Annotated in this window: 19 protein-coding genes; 15 read left to right on the plus strand and 4 right to left on the minus strand. The window is 49.1% G+C overall.

Annotated elements, in window-relative coordinates; genetic code table 11:
* Positions 1-53 precede the first annotated feature (53 nt).
* From CF651_RS20830 to CF651_RS20860, 7 genes are all read left to right on the plus strand, one after another.
* Positions 54-632 carry a DUF1802 family protein gene (locus CF651_RS20830; RefSeq protein ID WP_094016805.1) on the plus strand — a complete coding sequence of 193 codons (579 nt, stop codon included), beginning with the start codon at positions 54-56 and terminating at the stop codon, positions 630-632.
* Positions 633-813: 181 nt separating this feature from the next.
* Positions 814-1644 (plus strand): Fe-S cluster assembly ATPase SufC, encoded by an 831-nt coding sequence (gene sufC, locus CF651_RS20835; protein ID WP_094016806.1) that lies wholly within the window; start codon positions 814-816, stop codon positions 1642-1644.
* 34 nt (positions 1645-1678) lie between these two features.
* Positions 1679-2989, plus strand: coding sequence for a Fe-S cluster assembly protein SufD (sufD, locus tag CF651_RS20840; RefSeq protein WP_094016807.1), 1311 nt, complete (start codon positions 1679-1681; stop codon positions 2987-2989).
* A complete protein-coding gene (locus CF651_RS20845; RefSeq protein ID WP_094016808.1) occupies positions 2986-4212 on the plus strand; it encodes a cysteine desulfurase in 1227 nt (408 codons plus the stop codon). The genes sufD and CF651_RS20845 overlap by 4 nt, the downstream gene beginning before the upstream one ends.
* Positions 4199-4624, plus strand: a complete 426-nt coding sequence (sufU, locus tag CF651_RS20850; protein WP_094016809.1) for a Fe-S cluster assembly sulfur transfer protein SufU — start codon at positions 4199-4201, stop codon at positions 4622-4624. Before CF651_RS20845 ends, sufU begins: the two co-directional genes overlap by 14 nt.
* Positions 4625-4650: 26 nt before the next feature.
* A complete protein-coding gene (gene sufB, locus CF651_RS20855) occupies positions 4651-6048 on the plus strand; it encodes a Fe-S cluster assembly protein SufB (RefSeq protein ID WP_094016810.1) in 1398 nt (465 codons plus the stop codon).
* 688 nt (positions 6049-6736) lie between these two features.
* Positions 6737-7549: a C40 family peptidase gene (locus CF651_RS20860; RefSeq protein ID WP_179232915.1), complete on the plus strand. Its 813-nt coding sequence runs from the start codon at positions 6737-6739 to the stop codon at positions 7547-7549.
* 55 nt (positions 7550-7604) lie between these two features.
* Here CF651_RS20860 and CF651_RS20865 read toward each other — a convergent pair whose 3' ends face one another.
* From CF651_RS20865 to CF651_RS20875, 3 genes are all read right to left on the minus strand, one after another.
* Entirely contained in the window at positions 7605-8675 is a 1071-nt protein-coding gene (locus CF651_RS20865; RefSeq protein WP_094016812.1) for a cyclic di-GMP phosphodiesterase, read from the minus strand.
* A 125-nt stretch (positions 8676-8800) separates the two neighbouring features.
* Positions 8801-9865 (minus strand): ThiF family adenylyltransferase, encoded by a 1065-nt coding sequence (locus CF651_RS20870; protein WP_179232916.1) that lies wholly within the window; start codon positions 9863-9865, stop codon positions 8801-8803.
* Positions 9866-9907: 42 nt separating this feature from the next.
* The gene (locus CF651_RS20875; protein WP_094016814.1) at positions 9908-10612 is read right to left on the minus strand and encodes a molybdenum cofactor biosynthesis protein; all 705 of its coding nucleotides are present in this window, start codon (positions 10610-10612) and stop codon (positions 9908-9910) included.
* A 130-nt stretch (positions 10613-10742) separates the two neighbouring features.
* On the opposite strand from CF651_RS20875, the gene CF651_RS20880 reads away from it, so the two are divergent.
* Positions 10743-11198: a molybdopterin-dependent oxidoreductase gene (locus tag CF651_RS20880; RefSeq protein ID WP_094016815.1), complete on the plus strand. Its 456-nt coding sequence runs from the start codon at positions 10743-10745 to the stop codon at positions 11196-11198.
* Positions 11199-11255: 57 nt separating this feature from the next.
* Positions 11256-12761 carry a bifunctional metallophosphatase/5'-nucleotidase gene (locus CF651_RS20885; protein ID WP_094016816.1) on the plus strand — a complete coding sequence of 502 codons (1506 nt, stop codon included), beginning with the start codon at positions 11256-11258 and terminating at the stop codon, positions 12759-12761.
* Positions 12762-12984: 223 nt separating this feature from the next.
* On the opposite strand, the gene CF651_RS20890 is transcribed toward CF651_RS20885, so the two are convergent.
* Positions 12985-13800 (minus strand): undecaprenyl-diphosphate phosphatase, encoded by an 816-nt coding sequence (locus tag CF651_RS20890; RefSeq protein ID WP_094016817.1) that lies wholly within the window; start codon positions 13798-13800, stop codon positions 12985-12987.
* 252 nt (positions 13801-14052) lie between these two features.
* On the opposite strand from CF651_RS20890, the gene CF651_RS20895 reads away from it, so the two are divergent.
* The 6 genes from CF651_RS20895 (at position 14053) to CF651_RS20925 (ending at position 19627) form a co-directional block, all read left to right on the plus strand.
* On the plus strand, positions 14053-15174 hold the full coding sequence (locus CF651_RS20895; RefSeq protein WP_094016818.1) for an HD-GYP domain-containing protein: 1122 nt from the start codon (positions 14053-14055) through the stop codon (positions 15172-15174).
* Positions 15175-15369: 195 nt separating this feature from the next.
* On the plus strand, positions 15370-16494 hold the full coding sequence (gene yfkAB / locus CF651_RS20905; RefSeq protein ID WP_094016820.1) for a radical SAM/CxCxxxxC motif protein YfkAB: 1125 nt from the start codon (positions 15370-15372) through the stop codon (positions 16492-16494).
* Positions 16495-16591: 97 nt separating this feature from the next.
* On the plus strand, positions 16592-17923 hold the full coding sequence (locus CF651_RS20910; RefSeq protein WP_094016821.1) for a hemolysin family protein: 1332 nt from the start codon (positions 16592-16594) through the stop codon (positions 17921-17923).
* A gap of 17 nt (positions 17924-17940) precedes the next feature.
* A complete protein-coding gene (gene ytvI / locus CF651_RS20915) occupies positions 17941-18990 on the plus strand; it encodes a sporulation integral membrane protein YtvI (protein WP_094016822.1) in 1050 nt (349 codons plus the stop codon).
* Between the two features lie 135 nt (positions 18991-19125).
* A complete protein-coding gene (locus tag CF651_RS20920) occupies positions 19126-19329 on the plus strand; it encodes a spore coat associated protein CotJA (protein WP_094016823.1) in 204 nt (67 codons plus the stop codon).
* A gap of 46 nt (positions 19330-19375) precedes the next feature.
* Positions 19376-19627 carry a spore coat protein CotJB gene (locus tag CF651_RS20925; protein ID WP_094016971.1) on the plus strand — a complete coding sequence of 84 codons (252 nt, stop codon included), beginning with the start codon at positions 19376-19378 and terminating at the stop codon, positions 19625-19627.
* Positions 19628-19644: the final 17 nt, after the last annotated feature.

Consider the following 19644-nt stretch of genomic DNA (forward strand, 5'->3'; position numbering starts at 1 on the left):
ATAATGGATTGTTGGTATGATGGACGCATGTTCAAGGAAAGGAAGATGGGGAAATGGCCAATCAACCTGTTGCACTAAAGGAATGGGCTGTCGCAGTGGAAGCGTTACGGAGCGGGCAGCAAATTCTCATGATGCGCAAGGGCGGGATCCGGGAAGAAACCAGGGATTTTCAAGTCGAGAGCGAGAGCTTTTACTTGTTTCCGACCTATGAGCATCAGAAGAAGCAGTGGATCAAGCCGGAGTTTCAGCATCAGCTCGATCGGACGCTCGAAGGCTGGAGCATCGAAGATACGGAAGTCACGCTGCATTGCTATGCCGAGCTTGCGGAGGATATTCTCATCGAGGACAAGGAGCAGTTGGACAAGCTGGGGGATTTACATATTTGGACCGATACGTTTGCAGAGGAAAGATTGAAGTGGAAGCGGACGAAGCCTCTGCATCTGATGCTGCTCAGAGTGTACGAGCTGGATGAACCGGTGAAGCTTCCCATTTTATCTTCATATATTGGATGCAAGTCTTGGATTCAATTGGACACGGACGTTCTTGAGGCTGCGGGACGCAAGCCGGTCTTGGATGACGAGAGCTTTCAACGGCAAATAGAGCAAGTCCACGAAAGGCTAGGTTTAAGCTAGGTTCGCCAGGGTAAATACTTATTATATATAAAAGTATAGAAAATGGCCGAATAGGGCTTTATTGATTTGAGTCGTTAAGATATAATATATTATCATTGATTCTCAATGATAATCAGTTTAGAATGATTATTAAGTAAGAATAACAATATCTAAGAGTCATTTAAATTGGAGGAAAATAACCATGGCGAATGCACCGGAGTTTATCATAGACGGTCTTAAAGCTACTGTCGAAGGCAAAGAGATTTTGAAAGGCTTGAACATCAAGATTAAGGGCGGGGAAGTTCACGCGATCATGGGACCGAACGGTACAGGGAAAAGTACGTTGGCTTCCACGATTATGGGTCACCCGAAATACGAAGTGACGGAAGGCTCCATCTCCTTGAACGGTGAAGACGTGCTGGAAATGGCAGTAGACGAAAGAGCAAGAGCCGGTCTATTCCTGGCTATGCAATATCCAAGTGAAATTACCGGTGTAACGAACGCCGACTTCCTTCGCAGTGCGATCAATGCACGCCGCGGCGAAGGCAATGAAATTTCTTTGATCAAATTCATCCGCCAAATGGAAGGCAAGATGAAAGAGCTTGAGATGAACCCTGAGTTCATGCACCGTTATTTGAACGAAGGCTTCTCCGGCGGTGAGAAGAAGCGTAATGAAATTTTGCAAATGATGCTGCTGGATCCTAGCATTGTTATTTTGGATGAAATCGACTCCGGTTTGGATATCGATGCTCTGCGTATCGTTGCTACAGGGGTTAACGCTATGCGTTCCGAGGATCGCGGCTTCTTGATTATCACTCACTATCAACGTTTGCTGAACTACATCAAGCCTGATTTCGTACACGTGATGATGCAGGGACGTATCGTGAAATCCGGCGGTCCTGAGCTTGCTGAGCGCCTGGAGAACGAAGGCTACGACTGGATCAAGGAAGAGCTTGGCATTGTTGATGAGACGGTTGGTCAAGATGAGGGAGAGTTCAAGGTTCCGATGAATACGACAGCTCCGAAATACTAATAACCGCGATTACCGATAATAGGAGGAAGATTTCATGAGTACACAAACCATTCTTCCCATCGATCGCCAAGCCATCGTGGAGCTGTCCAAGTCGAGACAAGAGCCTGAATGGATGACTAATCTTCGCGCCGAGGCGCTGGAGTTGGCCGGATCGTTGGAATTGCCGAAGTTGGAGAAAACAAGAATTGACCGTTGGAACCTGAGTTCTTACGGAAGCTATAAATCAGAAGGCAAAATTGCGAGCCTGGATGCATTGCCGGAAAGCGCGAAGGCGCTTCTTCAAACAGAGGAAGGGCAGCCGGTGAACGTGCTGGTCCAAAAAAACTCGGGCATCGTTTATCACAGTATCTCTGAAGAGCTGGCCAAGCAGGGCGTTATTTTCACCAGTCTGGAAGAGGCTCTGTCCAGTCACTCCGAGCTGGTTCAAACTTATTTCACCAGCGTTGTCGGCAAAGACGAGAATCAACTGACTGCACTGCACACGGCGTTATGGAGCGGCGGCGTATTCGTATATGTACCGAAGAACGTGCGCGTTGAATTGCCTATCCAAGCTTTGTTCTTGACGGATGATGCAGAAGCTACGTTCTCTCCTCACGTACTTATCGTTGCTGAACAGCACTCCTCTGTGACCTATGTTGACAACTTCGTATCCGAGGGCGACCTGAATCAACTGATTCAAAACGGAGTTGTAGAGGTTGTGGTGAAGGCCGGTGCTACGGTTAACTTTGCGTCAGTTCATAACCTGAATGAATCCGTCACGGATCTTTCCTACCGTCGTGCCGTTGTGGACAACGATGCGACGATCAACTGGGTTATCGGCGAAATGAACTACGGCAATGTGATGTCGGATACGACATCCTTGCTCAAAGGCAACGGCTCGAACTCCGACGCCAAGATCATTTGCGTAGGCACGGGAGAGCAAAAGCTGAATGTTACGACTCGTGCGGTTCATTTTGGCAAAAGCTCCAGCAGTGATATGATTACGCGCGCGGTAATGCGCGATGCGGCTACGGCCATCATCAACGGCGTCACGAAGATTGAGAAGGGGGCTACCGGAACGAACGGCCAGCAAACGGAAAAAGTGCTGATGCTGAGTCCTAAAGCCCGCGGCGACGCGAACCCGATCCTTCTGATCGACGAAGATGATGTAAAAGCAGGCCACGCGGCAAGCGTTGGACAAGTGAACCCGGAGCAAATTCATTACCTGATGTCCCGCGGTATTACTCGTGAAGAAGCCCAGCGCCTCGTCATCTATGGCTTCCTTGCTCCAGTCGTATCGGAGATTCCGATGGAGAAGGTACAGAAGCAGCTGCAAGGCTTCGTAGAAAGGAAACTCGGACAATGAAGACGTCGGAGATTCGCGAACTGTTTCCCATCCTGAATCAGGAAGTCAACGGTCATCCCTTGGTGTATTTGGATTCTGCGGCAACCTCGCAGAAGCCCGTATCCGTCATCGAAGCGGTGAAGCACTATTACGAGTGGGATAACTCGAATGTGCACCGCGGTGTTCATACGCTCGGTTCCCGCGCAACGGACGCTTATGAAGGTGCCCGTGAGAAGGTGGCCAAGTTCATTCATGCGAAATCGACGGAAGAAATTATTTTCACACGCGGAACGACCACCGCTTTGAATATGGTCGCCTCCGGTTATGCCCGCGCGGTATGCCGGGAAGGCGACGAAATCGTCATTACACCGATGGAACACCACAGCAATCTCATTCCATGGCAGCAAGCGGCTAAAGCAACCGGTGCTGTCTTGAAATATATTCCGCTCCAGCCGGATGGTTCCATTCGACTGGAGGATGTGGAGCAGACCATTACGGAACGCACCAAGGTTGTTTCCGTCACCTATGTATCGAATGTACTCGGAGTTGTGAATCCTGTTAAAGAGATCGCTGCTATCGCTCACCGGTACGGAGCCAAGATGGTTGTGGACGGAGCTCAAAGCACACCGCATTTGAAGGTGGACGTCCAAGACCTGGATTGTGACTTTTATGCACTATCAGGACATAAAATGTGCGCACCTACCGGCATTGGCGCCTTGTACGGCAAAAAGGAACTGCTGCAAAATATGGAGCCGATCGAATTCGGAGGGGAAATGATTGACCATGTCGATTTATATGAATCTACATGGAAAGACCTCCCTTGGAAGTTTGAAGGCGGTACGCCTATTATTGCCGGGGCTATTGGCTTGGGCGCAGCGATTGATTTCCTGGAAAGCATTGGTTTGGACAACATCGACCGTCACGAGAAGCAGCTGACTACCTATGCGATCGAACGCTTGCAGCAGATTGAGGATTTGACTATTTACGGCCCGCTGAACAACCGCGCAGGTCTGGTTACTTTCAATCTGGGAGACGTTCACCCGCATGACGTGGCTACCGTACTGGATGCCGATGGCATTGCCATTCGGGCGGGCCACCACTGCTGCCAGCCGCTGATGCGTTGGCTTCAGGTTTCATCGACAGCGCGTGCCAGCTTTTACTTGTACAATACGGAAGAAGATATTGACCGCCTGGTAGCCTCACTACTTAAAACAAAGGAGTACTTCGGTCATGCAATTGGATGATTTATATCGCAGAGTCATTATGGATCATTATAAAAGCCCCCGCAACCGCGGTACCTTCGAAGGGGAAGCGGTAACGATCGATTTGAACAACCCTACCTGCGGAGATAAAATTCAGCTCCAAATGCAGGTGGAGGATGGCAAAGTAAAAGCCGCCAAATTTACCGGAGAAGGCTGCTCGATCAGCCTTTCCTCCGCTTCGATGATGACGGATGCCGTCAAAGGCAAAACATTGGATGAAGCATTGGATATGGCGGAGAAGTTCTCGGGATTGATGAAGGGTGAGCCGGTCGAATTCGAATATGAGGATATCGAGGCTTTGTCGGGAGTGAATAAGTTCCCTGCACGAATCAAATGTGCTACGTTGGCCTGGAATGCATTGCGCAAAGGCATCGAGCAATCGAACCCCAAATAATATAAAGAACAAGGAAGGTGACTCTAATGGCAAAGAAAATGCCCGAAATGGAAGATTATAAGTATGGTTTCCGCGATGAGCATAAAGCCGTGTTCCAAAGCGGTAAAGGCCTGACGCGCGACATCGTTGCCGAAATTTCCAGAATGAAGAACGAGCCGCAATGGATGCTCGATTTTCGTCTGAAATCGCTGGAGCAATTCGAGAAAATGCCAATGCCTCGTTGGGGCGGCAACCTGGACGATCTGGATTTCAACGATATCCAGTATTACGTGAAGCCGTCCGAGAAGCAAGGCAAAACGTGGGAAGAGGTTCCTACGGAAATCAAGGAAACGTTCGACAAGCTGGGCATTCCTGAGGCGGAGCAAAAGTTTTTGGCCGGTGTATCCGCACAGTATGAATCCGAAGTTGTCTACCACAGCATGCAGAAGGATCTTGAGGATCAAGGCGTTATTTTTACAGATACCGATACGGCGCTTAGAGAGTTCCCTGAAATTTTCAAAGAGCATTTCGGGACGGTTATTCCTCCGACAGATAACAAATTTGCAGCTTTGAACAGCGCGGTTTGGTCCGGCGGCAGCTTCATCTACGTACCTAAAGGTGTGAAAGTGGACGTTCCTTTGCAAGCTTACTTCCGTATTAACTCGGAGAACATGGGACAATTCGAGCGGACATTGATCATCACCGACGAAGACAGCTTCGTTCACTATGTAGAAGGCTGTACGGCTCCAATCTACAGCACGAACTCGTTGCACAGCGCGGTTGTTGAGATCATTTGCAAAAAGAATTCCCGTGCCCGTTACACAACGATTCAGAACTGGGCTCCGAACATTTATAACCTGGTTACAAAACGTGCGGTCGCGGAAGAAAATGCAACAATGGAATGGGTTGACGGCAACATCGGCTCCAAGCTGACCATGAAATATCCTGCAGTTGTATTGAAGGGTCAAGGAGCTAAAGGGATGGTACTCTCCATCGCTGTTGCGGGCCGCGGCCAGCATCAGGATGCAGGCGCTAAGATGACTCACCTGGCACCGGACACGACTTCCACGATCGTTTCCAAGTCGATCAGTAAGCATGGCGGTAAAGTAACGTACCGCGGCTTGGCATCCTTCGGACGCAACTCCCAAGGCTCCAAAGCGAACATTAAGTGTGACACTTTGATTATGGATAAAGAGTCCACTTCGGATACCATTCCATACAATGAGATCATGAACGATAACATCACGCTGGAGCATGAGGCTACGGTATCCAAAGTATCCGAGGACCAATTGTTCTACCTGATGAGCCGCGGCTTGACAGAGGCTGAGGCTACGCAAATGATCGTGATGGGCTTCATCGAACCGTTCACCAAAGAGCTGCCGATGGAATATGCGGTAGAAATGAACCGTTTGATCAAGTTCGAAATGGAAGGTTCTATCGGTTAATTCGATTAAGCCTTTATATACAGCTATACAAAAAAGCGCCCTTCGCTGGCTGAAGCGAGGGGCGTTTTTTTGGTTTTTTAGTAGAGCACTCGTCTTCACAGAAGACGAGGTTGTTTATTCAGGGCACCACATTGGAATTTTTGGCTGACTCCATGCAGTTCAAGGTATCTTAAGAAATATTACCAATAAGCCATTTTCCTATGCCAGCACCCCCCAATGTGACCAAGGCTACCCACATCGTCATAGCTATGGTCCGAAATTTGTTCATTTGTTACCCACACCTCCCAATTAAATTGGTACTTAGCTGCATGCCTATCATAGCAACTTTAGATTCCCTTGTTGTAGAGGATGCATTCCTTTGCGTCGATGAAGTTTAATTGGGAGAAGCCGGGAATTAGGGAAGGAAAAGCTGGGAGGTATTCATGTGCTTTTAACGCCTGGGTGGGAGGCAATTCCAGTATAGTGATTATCACATTATCTCATGCTAATTAGTACTTAAGTGTGAAGGACGGGATCCGCATTGAAAAAGGAAAGCCACAACGGATGGATCACAAAAGCGATGACATTAATTACAGTGGGGCTTATAGCAGGATGCAGTCCGATGGCCCCATTGCAGAGGAATGCTCAGCCAAACCTGGCTATACAGGCTGATAATCATTCAGCCGCGGTATGGAAAGAAGGAGCCGTGATGATCCATACCGTTGATAGTATTCCTTATGTAACCTTGAACGATTTGTGCAAAACGCTGCAGCTTCGTATGAAGTGGCAGCAAGAAACGGCAACCGTAAGCCTCGGGGACTATGCTCCTGAATATGTCCTGCAAGTCGGCTCAACCGATGCTACGAAGGCAGGCAAAGCTATGAAGCTTCCGCAGTCTCCGATCTTATCTAATTCAGAGGTGCTTCTTCCCGTATGCTCGATAGGCAGCCTGTTTCAAGACGAGCTTCAGTTTACGGTAATGGAGAAGTCGATTCAGTTCTCCCCGGTGAAACAGGCATCGATAAAAGCTTCCTTCCATATCGGTGAGGCAACTGAGAAACCTTCTGGAGAAGTAGGCTCACATAAAATTCGTGCCAAGGGAGCCCGCACCCAAGGGTCTGCAGATGACCTCGTCCAAAGAGCACGGCGCTATGTGGGGGTTGGCTACGAATTCGCTGCAGCTCCTTTTCCGGAATCAGGCACGTTTGATGCATCCTCCTACCTGCAGTATATCTTTCAGCATGAAGGCATCCCTTTGGCTCGAAGCTTAAGTGAGCAAGCGGAGCAAGGGACACGTGTACAGCCCGATAAATTGCAAAAGGGGGATGTACTCTTTTTCCAGGAAGCCTACCGGTACAGAACAAGTCATGCAGCACATGCTGGCTTGTATATAGGGGATTATCAGATGATTCACGCGGCTCCCGAGCCAAAGAAGGGGGTTCAGATCAGCCGAATTGATACTGTATATTGGAACGACCGGTTTGTGAAGGCTCAGCGAATGGTCGCACCCGGCTCAAAATAAAAAGAGCGTATCTCTCATCGAGAGGTACGCTCCATTACTATGTCGATCGAAATCGTTACATATAAATTTCTTGAATTTCAAGATCCGGTCTTTCCGCAAGGTTAATGAAGTGGTCGTCCACCTGCACTAACGGGTTAAAAAAATCTGTAGGATGTGTTAATATAATGATTCCGACCTCACCTGATGTGAGGAGTGCCTTTTTACCAATGAAATTCGGCAGCATATTGCGGATGAATACCTGTGTAATCTGAGCATCCAGCATACCGAAGCTCATTCGGTGCAGCTCCTTTAGTACATAAAGCAGATCCTGCTTTTCCTGATAAATCCGTTGTGAGATCATTGCACTGTATATGTCTGCAACCGCCACAATCTTCGCCATCGGATGTATTTCTGTACCTTTCAGCTGAAGGGGGTAACCGCTGCCGTCCAGTCGTTCATGATGCTGGAGTGCTGCTAGTGCAAGCGCTTCATTGAACCCGCACGCTTTGATCATTTCGTAGCCGTAATGGGTATGTCTTTTCACTTCACTGAATTCTTCTTCCGTAAGCTTGGCCGGCTTTTGAAGAATGGCGTTGTCTATTTTACTTTTGCCGATGTCGTGCAAATAGCCTGCTTTTCCCGCAAGCAAAGCATCCGATTCGGTTTGTCCGAGCCATTTGGCAATATAGTAGGAAATCATCCCTACCTGGACACTATGCTGGTACGTGTAGTCGTCCTTGTTATTCAACGTGAGGAGGAGGGAGACGACGTCATGCTCCTGCTCGCATTGATTGGCCAGAGGAGCAAAGCATTGTTGAACGTCGTCCTCGTGAATGGCACCGCTGATTTGGATTTGCTCGAACAGCTGCTTGATGCCATCCACCGCTTCTTGATAAGCTTCGGTCTGTGCAATCACCTGTTTGCCCGCCACCGCCACACTGGCAGGAGCTGCGGCAGGTTGGGACTGCCCGGCTTGTCCATTATAACGAATCATGATATCGACATAATCAATTTGGTGACGTTGAAGCTTCTCAATATCGTCCTCGTTTAATACGGTATGAGCGGATACGACGAGAAGCCCATTCCAATTAAAGACATCTGAACCTGTACGATCACCAATCTGTAAATCTTCAACAGGTATTTTCAAAAGCTAATTCACCTCGGCACAGAGTCGTTTAATGTTAAAGTTTTTTTAATCGTACCAAGAATGAGATTTATTGGCAATAGCCGCATGAAGAATTTGTCGAAACTTTACATCTTGTTATCCAAAGTTTACATGCCTATATAACGGCTGTATAGACTTTTGGCCATAACGGGATCATCCGTTCCTTGGACCATCAGTCTTCCATCCGGAAATAAAATCATCGTAATACTGTCATTCGGCTGAAAACGCAGCAGGAAAGGGTTCAGCTCAACGGTTCCCAGAGGCTTCCATTTCTCGGCCCACTCGGCTAACTGAAAGCTGCCGCTGCGAACCGGCTGGATTTGGACCGAATTGCGGCCGCAAAGTGTTTGAATGGTATCTTCTTCAAGATCCTGCTCCAAATATTCATAGCGGGCTTGTGCACAAGCAGGACAATCGCTTTTGCGGGCTTTGCTTACATCTACCGCAGCGTGCTGGTTGTACCACAAGTCCCAGTGGACCATTTTACGGTTCAGCTGGCCGCGGGCACCTACAAGCAGCTTAAACGCTTCGGTTGCTTGATGGGAAGCTACCGTATGAATGATCGGTCCGATGACGCCGGCCGTATCACATGTCTCGGTAGTGCCTTGTGCAGGCGCCTGACCGAACATACAGCGAAGGCAGGGGGTTTCTCCAGGAATAATCGTCATGGAGACACCGCGCGAGCTGACGGCTCCGCCATAAATCCAAGGGATATTGTGCTTGAGGCTCACATCATTAATGAGAAAGCGCACGGCAAAATTATCGGTTCCATCCAATATAAGCTCTACATCCGATAGCAGCGCTTCGGCATTCGAAGGGTTCAAATCCGTTACGACAGGCTCCAGCTTCACGAGTGAATTGGCCTGCTGGAGCCGCTTGGCGGCCGCGATAGCTTTGGGCTCGGAGCCTGCCGCATCGGACTCGTCATACAGCATCTGGCGCTGCAGGTTGCTTGTCTCAACGAAGTCGCGGTCAATCAAACGGACAAAGCCGACTCCGGCACGAACCATATGATTGGCAAGCACGGTGCCTAGAGCCCCCATGCCCACAATAGCGACACGCGCCTGCAGCAGCTGGAGCTGTCCCTGCTCGCCGATCGGCTGAAACAAAAGCTGCCGGGAATACCGCTCCAATAAGGAAGCGGGGGATTCAGGTTGATGATCAGTAGGCATATGCATTGTCACTCCATTCCGTTCTTTTCTCTTTGGTGTAGGTTATTGCTTCTCAGGTGCAAGAGGGTTCCAAGGTCCCTGCTGGTGGCCTTTCCACTCGGAGCCGTCCTCCCAAAATTCCTTTTTCCAGATCGGAACGACCTGTTTGAGCCTTTCGATTGCATACCGGCTGGCTTCATACGCAGCGTCACGGTGCGGAGCGGATACGGCTATGACGACACTTGCTTGGCCGATATCCACTTTTCCCAGGCGGTGTGTGATGGCACATAGCGTACCTTGCCAGCGGCTATCAATATCTTTGCAAATTTGCTCCATTGTTTTGATGGCCATGGGCTCATAGGCTTCATACTCCAACAGCGTCGTTCTTTTGCCATGTGTCCATTCTCTGGTTGTGCCTATGAAGGTAAGGGTCGCACCATGATCCGGATGCAGTACTTTATGGTTTACGGCTTCGATGGAAATGGGGTCCCGTGTGATTTCAACGAGCTGTGGCTGGCCGCCGGAAACCGGGGGAATGACTGCAATTTCGTCCCCTTCGACAATTTCCTGATCTTCTGCCGCGTAGCTTTGGTTTATGGCGATAAAGGCTTGTGCCAAAGATCCTGATGCTTGAGGATACAGCTCGGAGAGCTTCTTTTTCAATAATCCGGCAGTGGGTGTTTCCGGGGAATTCCAATCGATTTCAATAGCAGCCCCCCCCATTTGCTCGGCCAAGCCGGCAAATACATACAATTGCAGCTTTCTCATAATTATTCACTCCGTGATGATTGACGTTTTACTCTCAGCATACCATATTTTCATAGGGTAATGGTATAATGAGGGATAGAATGCAAGGAGCAACGGTTCGACTGGAACCGGGAAGAGTGGAGGCCTGGAAATGAATATTCAAGTAGATGATGAGAGGTGCGGAAGCGGGGAATATGCGGTATCTTTGCTCGTGGAGATGGCACCGGAGAAGCTTGCTATTGAGGAGCGGGTGCCGGGGGTAGCGGGTAAAGCCTTTGATTTGAAAGGATGGTACCGCGCGTGGAAATCAACGCGTACCGATGACGAGGCGGCAGAGCCAAGCCGGATGACGGTAGAGGCCGCGGATGAATTTCAAGCGGATATCCCATGGGATCAGCTGGATCAGGCGGTCTTCTTGTACGAACAAGACGGCAAGCCGATTCAAAAAGGCTATCCGCTGCGGTTATATGTCCCGGACGGCAGCAGTGAATGCTTAAACGTCAAAAGCATCGTACGCATCCGTTTCTTCTATGATCAGTCCTCTTCAGAAGCTACCTACGGCTTTAAAAATCAAATTTCCGTCGATGAGCTCAGATTGAAAAAATAACGCCTTCCACGAAGGAAGCCATGATAAGCACAACAATTAAGGAGGAAGGTGGCCGATATGACGTTATCTCCGCTTCGGCTGCGAATCCTTCATTCGAATGATATTCATAGCCACTTTGAACAAATGCCGCGTATGGCTGCTGCATTCGAGGAGCTGCGCTCGGCTATGGGAGACGCTCCGACGCTCACGGTCGATATCGGCGATCATCTGGACCGTGTAAGCCCTCTGACGGAGGGCAGCGGGGGAGCAGCCAATCTGGACGTGTTGGAGGCGACAGGGTACGACGCGATTACAATAGGCAATAACGAAGGCCTGACGTTCACACCGGAAGCGCTTGGCAGGCTGTACGGCCCGGCACATCGCTTCAAGGTCATCTGCGGCAATCTCTTGGAATCGGGGACAGGGACCTATCCCTCCTGGGGGGGACCTTATCATATTTTCGATAAAGGAGGCATCCGTGTCGGACTGATCGGTTTGACGGCGTATTATCCCGATTTTTACCGGTTGCTTGGCTGGGATATTCTCGAGCCTGTTGCTGTCGCCCAAGAGCTTGTCTGGCAGCTGCGCCCCCAGGTCGATCTGGTCGTCATCCTGTCCCATCTGGGGCTTAAACAGGATGAACGCATGGCTTCGGAAATCGAGGGGATTGATCTCATCCTCGGAGGACACACCCACCACTTGCTGGAGCAGCCGCTGCGTATCGGACAGACGATGCTGTGCGGTGCCGGTAAATTCGGCCAATACATCGGGGTGGTGGATGTAGGGCTCGATCCGGTAACCCGTAAGCTAACCCAATTGGAGGGCTATGTTAAAGAGCTTGCACGCGCCCATACAGCAGAGGAACAGCGCAGCTCGCACGGTGCAGGTTCGTCCGATGCGAAGTTGATGGAGCAGCAGCTTGCTGCCCGGATCGAAGCACATCGCCTCCAGGCCCAGCAGGCGTTATCGCTTGAAGTCGCGCACTTGCGGGAACCCTTGGCTGCCGAGTGGTACCAAGAGGAACCGCTTGGAAATTTGTTGGCCGCTGCTTTGCGAAAATATACGGGAGCGGACATCGGCCTGGTTAACGCAGGTCAGCTGCTCGAAGGGTTGGATGCGGGCAGCGTCTCTGCTGGACGATTACTTGCTATTTGCCCATCGCCGATTAATCCAAGCAGGATGCTTCTTACCGGGCAGCAAATTGTGCAGGCCTTGGAGGAGTCGCTGCTGCCTGAGTTTACTGAGAAGCCGATTTATGGGTTTGGCTTTAGAGGCAAAGTGCTGGGGATGCTCCAAGTCGATGGCTTGACTATTGAATATGATCCGGAAGGCCCGGCCTATCGGAAAATAAAGCAAGTGCGCATGGGGGATGGAGAAGGGCTCGACCCGGAACAGGAATATCGTGTCGGCTCGATCGATATGTTTACTTTTGGAATCGGTTATATGAGCTTGTCTCAAGGGAAGGAAGTTCAATATTTTTTGCCCGAGTTTATTAGAGATCTTCTCCGTTATGAGCTGAACAATCCGGAAGCTATCGCGGCAAGTAAAGCTTATCGCTGGAAGCGGCTTCCGCTCAAACCATAAAAAAGGACCGTTAAAAAGAAGGCCACTGAAAAGTTACGGCTGCATGGACGGATCATTCTTCTGATCGCTGTTGTCCCCGGATTTTCTAATTTCAACCCGCTTACAGCGGTCAAAATCCGTGGACAAAGGCGAACGCTTATGCTTCTACAGAATGATTCCGTCCACTTTGCCGTCTTAATAAGTGAACGCTTTTTAACGGTCTTCTTATTTTGAAAAAGAATGATTAGGACATATAGATGTACAGTCCGAACAAGATGGCCAGGGCAAATCGGTAGTAAGCAAAGTACGTCAATGGAATTTTCGAAACCAGTTTAATGAAGGTAACGACTGCCAGCAATGCCACGATAAACGAAACGATAAACCCTACCGCGAAAAATCCGAGCACATTCGATGTAAGCAGTTCATGGGATTTCAGCAGAGAGAGTCCCGAAGCAGCGAACATGAGCGGAATCGCAAGAATAAATGTAAAGTCTGCGGCAGCGCCACGGCCTACACCGGACAGCATACCCCCTGCAATGGTAGCACCGGAACGGGAGAAGCCGGGCCAAACAACGGCTAAGATTTGATACAGGCCAATATATAGCGCTTGCCTGTACGTAATATCGTCCAGCTCCCGGGCTGTTTGCTTCTTCGTTGTTTTCTCCGCGATAATAAACAGAATACCGCCGACAACCAGACTGAGCAACACGGTTTTGGGAGAAAAAAGCTTCGCTTCTATCCAGTGGTTAAAAAGCAAGCCTACAATACCAGCCGGTAAAATACCGATAAGAATATGAATCAAGTTCAGTTTGCGTTTGCCTGCCCGTGAAGGATCCTTTTTCAAACCGAACAATAGCAGGATCCGGTTCCAATAAATCACAACGACCGCCATGATGGCCCCGAGCTGGATAACGACCTCGAACGTTTTCATCACTGCATCATCTTCCGGAATCCCCAGCAGCGCTTGCACCAAAATCATATGTCCCGTTGAAGATACCGGCAAAAACTCGGTAAGCCCCTCTACAATCCCCATAATAATAGAAACCCAATAACTTAGCATAAAGCCCTCCTACTGATTTTGTACGAACTATTCTATTTTAGCTTGTTCCGGGTTGTCTCACAAGAGAGCAAAAGCTTGCACAGCACACAGGCTGCGGCAGTTCTGTCGAACGCCAACAATCGATGCTATTTGACATCTTCTGAAAAAGGGGTTGTCGAAAATTGTAAATTTGTATTGCTCTTTTAAGTAGAATCCTTTACATTTAAACTTAGGGTATTCTCAACTTCTGCAGAAAGAAGACGTGGTTGGAAAATGCGATTGCTACCGCTAAGCATGGTTCGTCCCGGCATGAAGCTTGGGAAGAAAATATATAATGAAGAAGGCTTGACCCTTCTTGGTGAGCAGGTCGAATTGACACAGATGCTCATACAGCGATTGGCTAAGCGAGGCATTGATTTTGTTTATATAGATGATCCTAGAACGAACGATGTTGTTATTCCGGATATGATCAGTGAGGAAACCCGGCTTCGAGCGACTTCAGAGATTCGCAGCTCTTTTCGCAAATTGATGGATGATTCCATGAAGCGTAATCTGAGCGGCTACACCCAGCTCGGGAAAAATTTCCGAGAGGTCATCAACCTGATTATCGATGATCTGAGCGGGCATCAGGATGCCATGATCATGCTGACGAATATCAGTGTGATGGATGATTATTTGTTTCAGCACTCGTTGAACGTATGTATTTACACGACGATGCTCGGTATGGCCAACGGCTACAGCCGTGACGAATTGGCGACGATTGGTCTTGGAGCCATGCTGCATGATATTGGAAAGACGCAAATTCCGATAGATATTCTCCGCAAGAACGGAGCTTTAACCCAAGATGAATTCGTGCTGATGAAAAAACATACGGAATTCGGCTTTCACCTGCTGAAGGATGAAGCCAATATTCCGCTGCTTGCAGCTCACTGCGCATTTCAGCATCACGAGCGGATGGATGGAAGCGGCTATCCGAGAGGAATCAAGGGCAACGATATTCATGATTATGCCCGGTGGATCGGGCTGGTCGATTCCTACGACGCTATGACCACCCACAGGGTATACCGGAAGGCAATGCTTCCCCATCAAGCAATGGAGATTATATTTACCGGTACCTCAACGCTATACGAGCAAAAGAAAATTGAGCTGTTCCGCGATAAAATAGCGATCTATCCGATCGGTGTTACAGTGACCTTGAACACGGGAGAAACGGGCACGGTTGTCGGACTGAACAATTTGGTCCCGCAAAGGCCTATCGTCCGGTTGTTTCAAAACGAGCAGGGCGAGGAATTGGCGGCACCGAAAGAAGTAGATTTATCCAAAAAGCTTTCCCTGATGATTACAGGTGTGAACAATGATTCCGTTAACGACAATATGAATCTTCAAGCGAATTGAGCCCAGGTTTCCTGGGTTTTTTTGTGCGTGCACATGTGTTCTGCAAGGAGGAACTGCCCCGTTATAATTGTGTCAGGCTGCGAAGTGAGAATAACCTTGTGCCTTGCATGCTTTGGTGGTTTAGTTTCATTTTGCTGCGTCATACGATACAATAGGTGGTAAAAATAATTTATAGAGTCAGGTGTGAAATTCAACATGATACATAAACTGAATCCCGTTCTACTTCCTATAACCCCGCAGAACGATCCGTGGGATCCGATCCGGTCGCTGCAGAAGCACGGCAAGCATTTGTTAACGAGTGTGGAGCTTACGGTAACAAATCTGTGCAATATGCGGTGCGAGCATTGCGCGGTGGGGGAGACGCTAACGATGACGGAAGGCCCCCGGATTCCTGTGGACACCATTCTGCGCAAGCTGGATGAGGTGGAGCATTTGGAAACGATCAGCATCACGGGCGGGGAGCCGAGCTACCATGAAGCTACGGTGCGGGATTACATTGTTCCTATTCTGAAATACGCCAGAGCCCGCGGGGTTCGCTCTCAAATCAATTCCAATCTTACCTTGGACTTGGCCCGATACGAGCTGTTGGCCCCTTTCCTGGACGTAATGCACATTTCCTTTAACTACGTGCAGCCAGAGGATTTTCATGAGGTCGGATTTGCCCGGGCTGGCCGCAGTGTCAAGCATGAAACGGCTGCAAAGCTGTATGAGCGGATGATTGAAAATACGATTGAATTAAGCCGCGGCGGCATGTTCGTATCGGCGGAATCCATGATTAACTATCGTACGCATGAAAAGCTGACAGATATCCATAGACTAATCGTAAAGATGGGCTGCAAACGTCATGAGGTGCATCCGATGTATCCGAGCTCTTTCGCTTCCAATCTGCCGGTGCTTTCGTTGGATCAGTTCCGCGCATCCATTCATAAGCTTCTCGATGAGCGTGACCGTGAGCTCTGGATGCTGTTCGGGACGCTTCCCTATTACGCCTGCAGCCCGCATGAGGAAGACCGCCGTATGATTCGCAGATTAAGGGAAGAACCTAATGTTACGGTTCGTAATGATCCGGATGGACGGAACCGGTTGAATGTGAACCTGTTCACCGGAGATGTTTACGTAACCGACTTTTCAGACGTGCCCGCTTTGGGCAATATACACTCGGATACGCTGGAGGAAGTGTTCTCGAGGTGGGGAGAGCATCCGTTGAATGCCTCCGTCAATTGCTATTGTCCAGCTGCAAATTGCTGCGGACCAAACCTTTTGGTCGCTGATACGTATTATAAGGAAGTCGACTTTACTACAAGGAAAGCCGTAGTCTGAAATCGACTAAAAAATCCTAAGGGTAGAAACGAAAAGGAGTTTGAGTTCATTGCCAGATCATAGTAGCAGCTTCGATTGGGGACTTATATCACTAAACATGATTTTAGTTGTATTTCTTGTTTTCTTGAACGGATTTTTCGTAGCGGCCGAGTTTGCGCTCGTGAAGGTCCGTCAATCCCGCTTGCAGCAGCTTCAAAATGAAGGCGTGGGAAGAGCCAAATACGCGCTGGCGGTCACCAAGAAGATGGATGCGTATTTATCTGCCACACAGCTCGGGATAACGCTTGCTTCTCTTGGCTTAGGCTGGGTAGGGGAACCGGCGATTTCCCACTTGATTATAGATCCGCTGTTTGCCAAGCTGCATTGGTCGAATGCGTGGTTTAGTTCCGCGTTGTCCGTCTTTATAGGCTTCGTCGTAATTACCTTCATGCATATCGTGCTGGGCGAGCTAGCTCCCAAATCGTTGGCGATTCAAAAGTCTGAAGGCACCTCCTTGTGGCTGTCCGGGCCTTTGCTTGTATTTTATAAAATATTTTTCCCCGTCATCTTTGTGCTGAACGGCGCGGCCAACCGGCTGTTAAAGCTGGTCGGGGTACAGCCTGCAACCGAGCATGAGGCGGCGCACACGGAAGAAGAGATCCGCATTCTGATGGATCAGAGTGCGCGCAGCGGTCACATCGACAAGGATGAGATGGCGCTGTTTGATAATATCTTTGAGTTCTCGGACCGTGTGGCCAGGGAAATTATGCTTCCCCGCACGGATATGGATTGCTTGTTCACCGAGCATTCCTTTGCCGATAACTTGAAGGTGGTATACAAATCGAAGCATACGCGATACCCAGTTGCAACGGAGGATAAAGACAATATTATCGGTTTCGTCCACATTACCGATTTGTTGACTGCGGATCCGGATGAAGAGCATGATTTGAAATCGTTTGTCCGTCCGGTGCTGATGGTGCCGGAATCGATGGAAATCAGTCACGTGCTGAAGCTGATGCAGCGCAAAGCATCGCAGCTGGTCATCATCGTTGACGAGTATGGCGGTACGGCCGGCATGCTGACGACAGAAGATATTTTGGAAGAAATCGTCGGCGAAATTCATGACGAATTCGATGAGAACGAGCGGCCGGACGTCGAGAAGAAAGGGGATTCCTATTCGGTTGACGGCAGAGTACTGCTGGAGGACCTGGATGACCTGCTGTCATTGGGTATTGAGGACGATGAGGTAGACTCCATTGGAGGCTGGTTGTTCACGAAGATGGAGGGCACCATATCCAAAGGCAAGAAGCTGGAGCACGGTAATTTTACCTTTGAAATTATCGAGGCACGGAAGCTGAGGATCACAAGGGTACTGATTACCCGTAAAAATACGATTGGTCCTATCATCGGGCAAGGAGAAGTGAAGCTGGAGGGGCAAGAGTCGAAGTAAGGGGGAGCTTCCGAATCATGTCATTGCGAACGATTCTATTTTGCGCTATGGGCATTGTGCTGCTGTATGGATTGTTTACCATCGGATTTCCGTTTTTGTTGGCCATGCTCATAGCGATATTCCTTGAACCTTTGGTACAGTTTGCAGTGAAATACGGTCGAATGAACCGGGTGCTCGCTGCTATCGTTATCTGTACCCTGTTTACAGGGATGGTGCTTGGCTTTTTCTCATTAATCGGATTCAAGATGGTATCAGAGACGATTCAATTTTGGAAAAATGCACCGGATTATTTGAATGATGCAAAGCTGTTTTTCGATGATACGACAGAGAAAACGCGATTGTTTTACAGCACGCTGCCGCATGGACTGGCAGAGCAGCTTCAAGGCTTTGTAGAAACGGGCATTAACACCGTGACGGAAAACCTGAAGGGCATCCTCACCGCCATTTCTTCGTACTTCCTGAATGTAGCGAAGACGATTCCGAATATGCTTATTTTCTTCGTCGTGTTCGTGATCGGGCTGTACTTAATTTCGATCAGTTTGCCTAACCTGCTTCAATCGTTTCTGCGATTATTCGAGAACAAATCCCAACCGAAGGTAATGAGCGTACTGAACGATCTGCGCCGCGCGATCCTCGGGTTTCTTTTCGCTCAATTTCTGATCAGCTTGCTTACCTATATCGTGACCTTAATCGGTCTGCTCTTCCTCCGGGTGGATTACCCGTTAGCGATTGCGCTGCTTATCGTCATAGTGGATATTTTGCCCATCTTGGGTACAAGCGCGGTGCTCGTTCCGTGGGCCATCTACAGTATGCTGGCAGGGAATATGCATTTAGGGATTGGACTTATCATTTTACTCGTGTTCATTATGATTTTCCGTAAGCTGATCGAACCGAAAATTATCGGGGATGCCGTCGGGATCAATGCTTTGGCGGCATTGGTCAGCATGTATGTCGGCTTTAAGCTGATAGGAGTCATCGGTCTGATTCTCGGACCCGTCATCATTATCGTTTATCAAGCGCTGCGGCGAATCGGATTACTCAAAATTAATATTAAGCTTGACGCCTAGATGGAGACGGGCCTGATCGATTATCGACAGGGCCCGTCTTTTTTGTGCATAGAAAATTTAGTAAGCATAATGGACGAGAAGAGTCAGATATAAATATGGGGAACAGAAACTCATAACCCAGGAAAGAAGGCATTCATGGTGAATCAGGTAAAAGTATGGTTTCCCTATATCAGTCCGCATGATCCTTGTCCGCCTATCTATGAGAAAACGTATTATACCCCGCCCAATTTGTTTATCACGTTTCAGCCTATGAACCTTCCCCAATTTTCTCCGCACGAGGCGTTGAGGCATGGGACGCTGTGGCCTGCGCTTTACAGCCCTTATGAGCCCAATTGCTAAGTGAGGCAATGGAAAGGAGTGAACCGCATTGTCCGCAGAAAAACAAATGCCTCAGCATTTTTACACGATGCTGCAGGAGCTGCAAACCGTTGACTTCGTGTTGGTGGAGCTGACGCTCTATCTGGATACGCATCCTCTGGATGGGCAGGCTCTCCAGCAGTACAATCACTGTGCACAGCAGCGAATGCAGATCGCTCACCAGTTCGAACGGGAATTCGGTCCATTGAAGAGCTACGGCCAGAGCTTCTCCGCTCACCCTTGGCAGTGGGTCAACACCCCTTGGCCCTGGCAGGTATAGCTGTTGTGGAGCTCGAT

The organism is Paenibacillus rigui (assembly GCF_002234615.1).
Taxonomy (GTDB): Bacteria; Bacillota; Bacilli; order Paenibacillales; family NBRC-103111; genus Paenibacillus_S; species Paenibacillus_S rigui.

What these genes read in the sequence shown, in the direction of transcription:
- CF651_RS20830 (WP_094016805.1), top strand. Translation starts at nt 54, where the DNA reads ATGGCCAATCAACCTGTTGCACTAAAGGAATGGGCTGTCGCAGTGGAA.
- sufC (WP_094016806.1), top strand. Translation starts at nt 814, where the DNA reads ATGGCGAATGCACCGGAGTTTATCATAGACGGTCTTAAAGCTACTGTC.
- sufD (WP_094016807.1), top strand. Translation starts at nt 1,679, where the DNA reads ATGAGTACACAAACCATTCTTCCCATCGATCGCCAAGCCATCGTGGAG.
- CF651_RS20845 (WP_094016808.1), top strand. Translation starts at nt 2,986, where the DNA reads ATGAAGACGTCGGAGATTCGCGAACTGTTTCCCATCCTGAATCAGGAA.
- sufU (WP_094016809.1), top strand. Translation starts at nt 4,199, where the DNA reads ATGCAATTGGATGATTTATATCGCAGAGTCATTATGGATCATTATAAA.
- sufB (WP_094016810.1), top strand. Translation starts at nt 4,651, where the DNA reads ATGGCAAAGAAAATGCCCGAAATGGAAGATTATAAGTATGGTTTCCGC.
- CF651_RS20860 (WP_179232915.1), top strand. Translation starts at nt 6,737, where the DNA reads ATGATCCATACCGTTGATAGTATTCCTTATGTAACCTTGAACGATTTG.
- CF651_RS20870 (WP_179232916.1), bottom strand. Translation starts at nt 9,865, where the DNA reads ATGCCTACTGATCATCAACCTGAATCCCCCGCTTCCTTATTGGAGCGG.
- CF651_RS20875 (WP_094016814.1), bottom strand. Translation starts at nt 10,612, where the DNA reads ATGAGAAAGCTGCAATTGTATGTATTTGCCGGCTTGGCCGAGCAAATG.
- CF651_RS20880 (WP_094016815.1), top strand. Translation starts at nt 10,743, where the DNA reads ATGAATATTCAAGTAGATGATGAGAGGTGCGGAAGCGGGGAATATGCG.
- CF651_RS20885 (WP_094016816.1), top strand. Translation starts at nt 11,256, where the DNA reads ATGACGTTATCTCCGCTTCGGCTGCGAATCCTTCATTCGAATGATATT.
- CF651_RS20890 (WP_094016817.1), bottom strand. Translation starts at nt 13,800, where the DNA reads ATGCTAAGTTATTGGGTTTCTATTATTATGGGGATTGTAGAGGGGCTT.
- CF651_RS20895 (WP_094016818.1), top strand. Translation starts at nt 14,053, where the DNA reads ATGCGATTGCTACCGCTAAGCATGGTTCGTCCCGGCATGAAGCTTGGG.
- yfkAB (WP_094016820.1), top strand. Translation starts at nt 15,370, where the DNA reads ATGATACATAAACTGAATCCCGTTCTACTTCCTATAACCCCGCAGAAC.
- CF651_RS20910 (WP_094016821.1), top strand. Translation starts at nt 16,592, where the DNA reads ATGATTTTAGTTGTATTTCTTGTTTTCTTGAACGGATTTTTCGTAGCG.
- ytvI (WP_094016822.1), top strand. Translation starts at nt 17,941, where the DNA reads ATGTCATTGCGAACGATTCTATTTTGCGCTATGGGCATTGTGCTGCTG.
- CF651_RS20920 (WP_094016823.1), top strand. Translation starts at nt 19,126, where the DNA reads ATGGTGAATCAGGTAAAAGTATGGTTTCCCTATATCAGTCCGCATGAT.
- CF651_RS20925 (WP_094016971.1), top strand. Translation starts at nt 19,376, where the DNA reads ATGCCTCAGCATTTTTACACGATGCTGCAGGAGCTGCAAACCGTTGAC.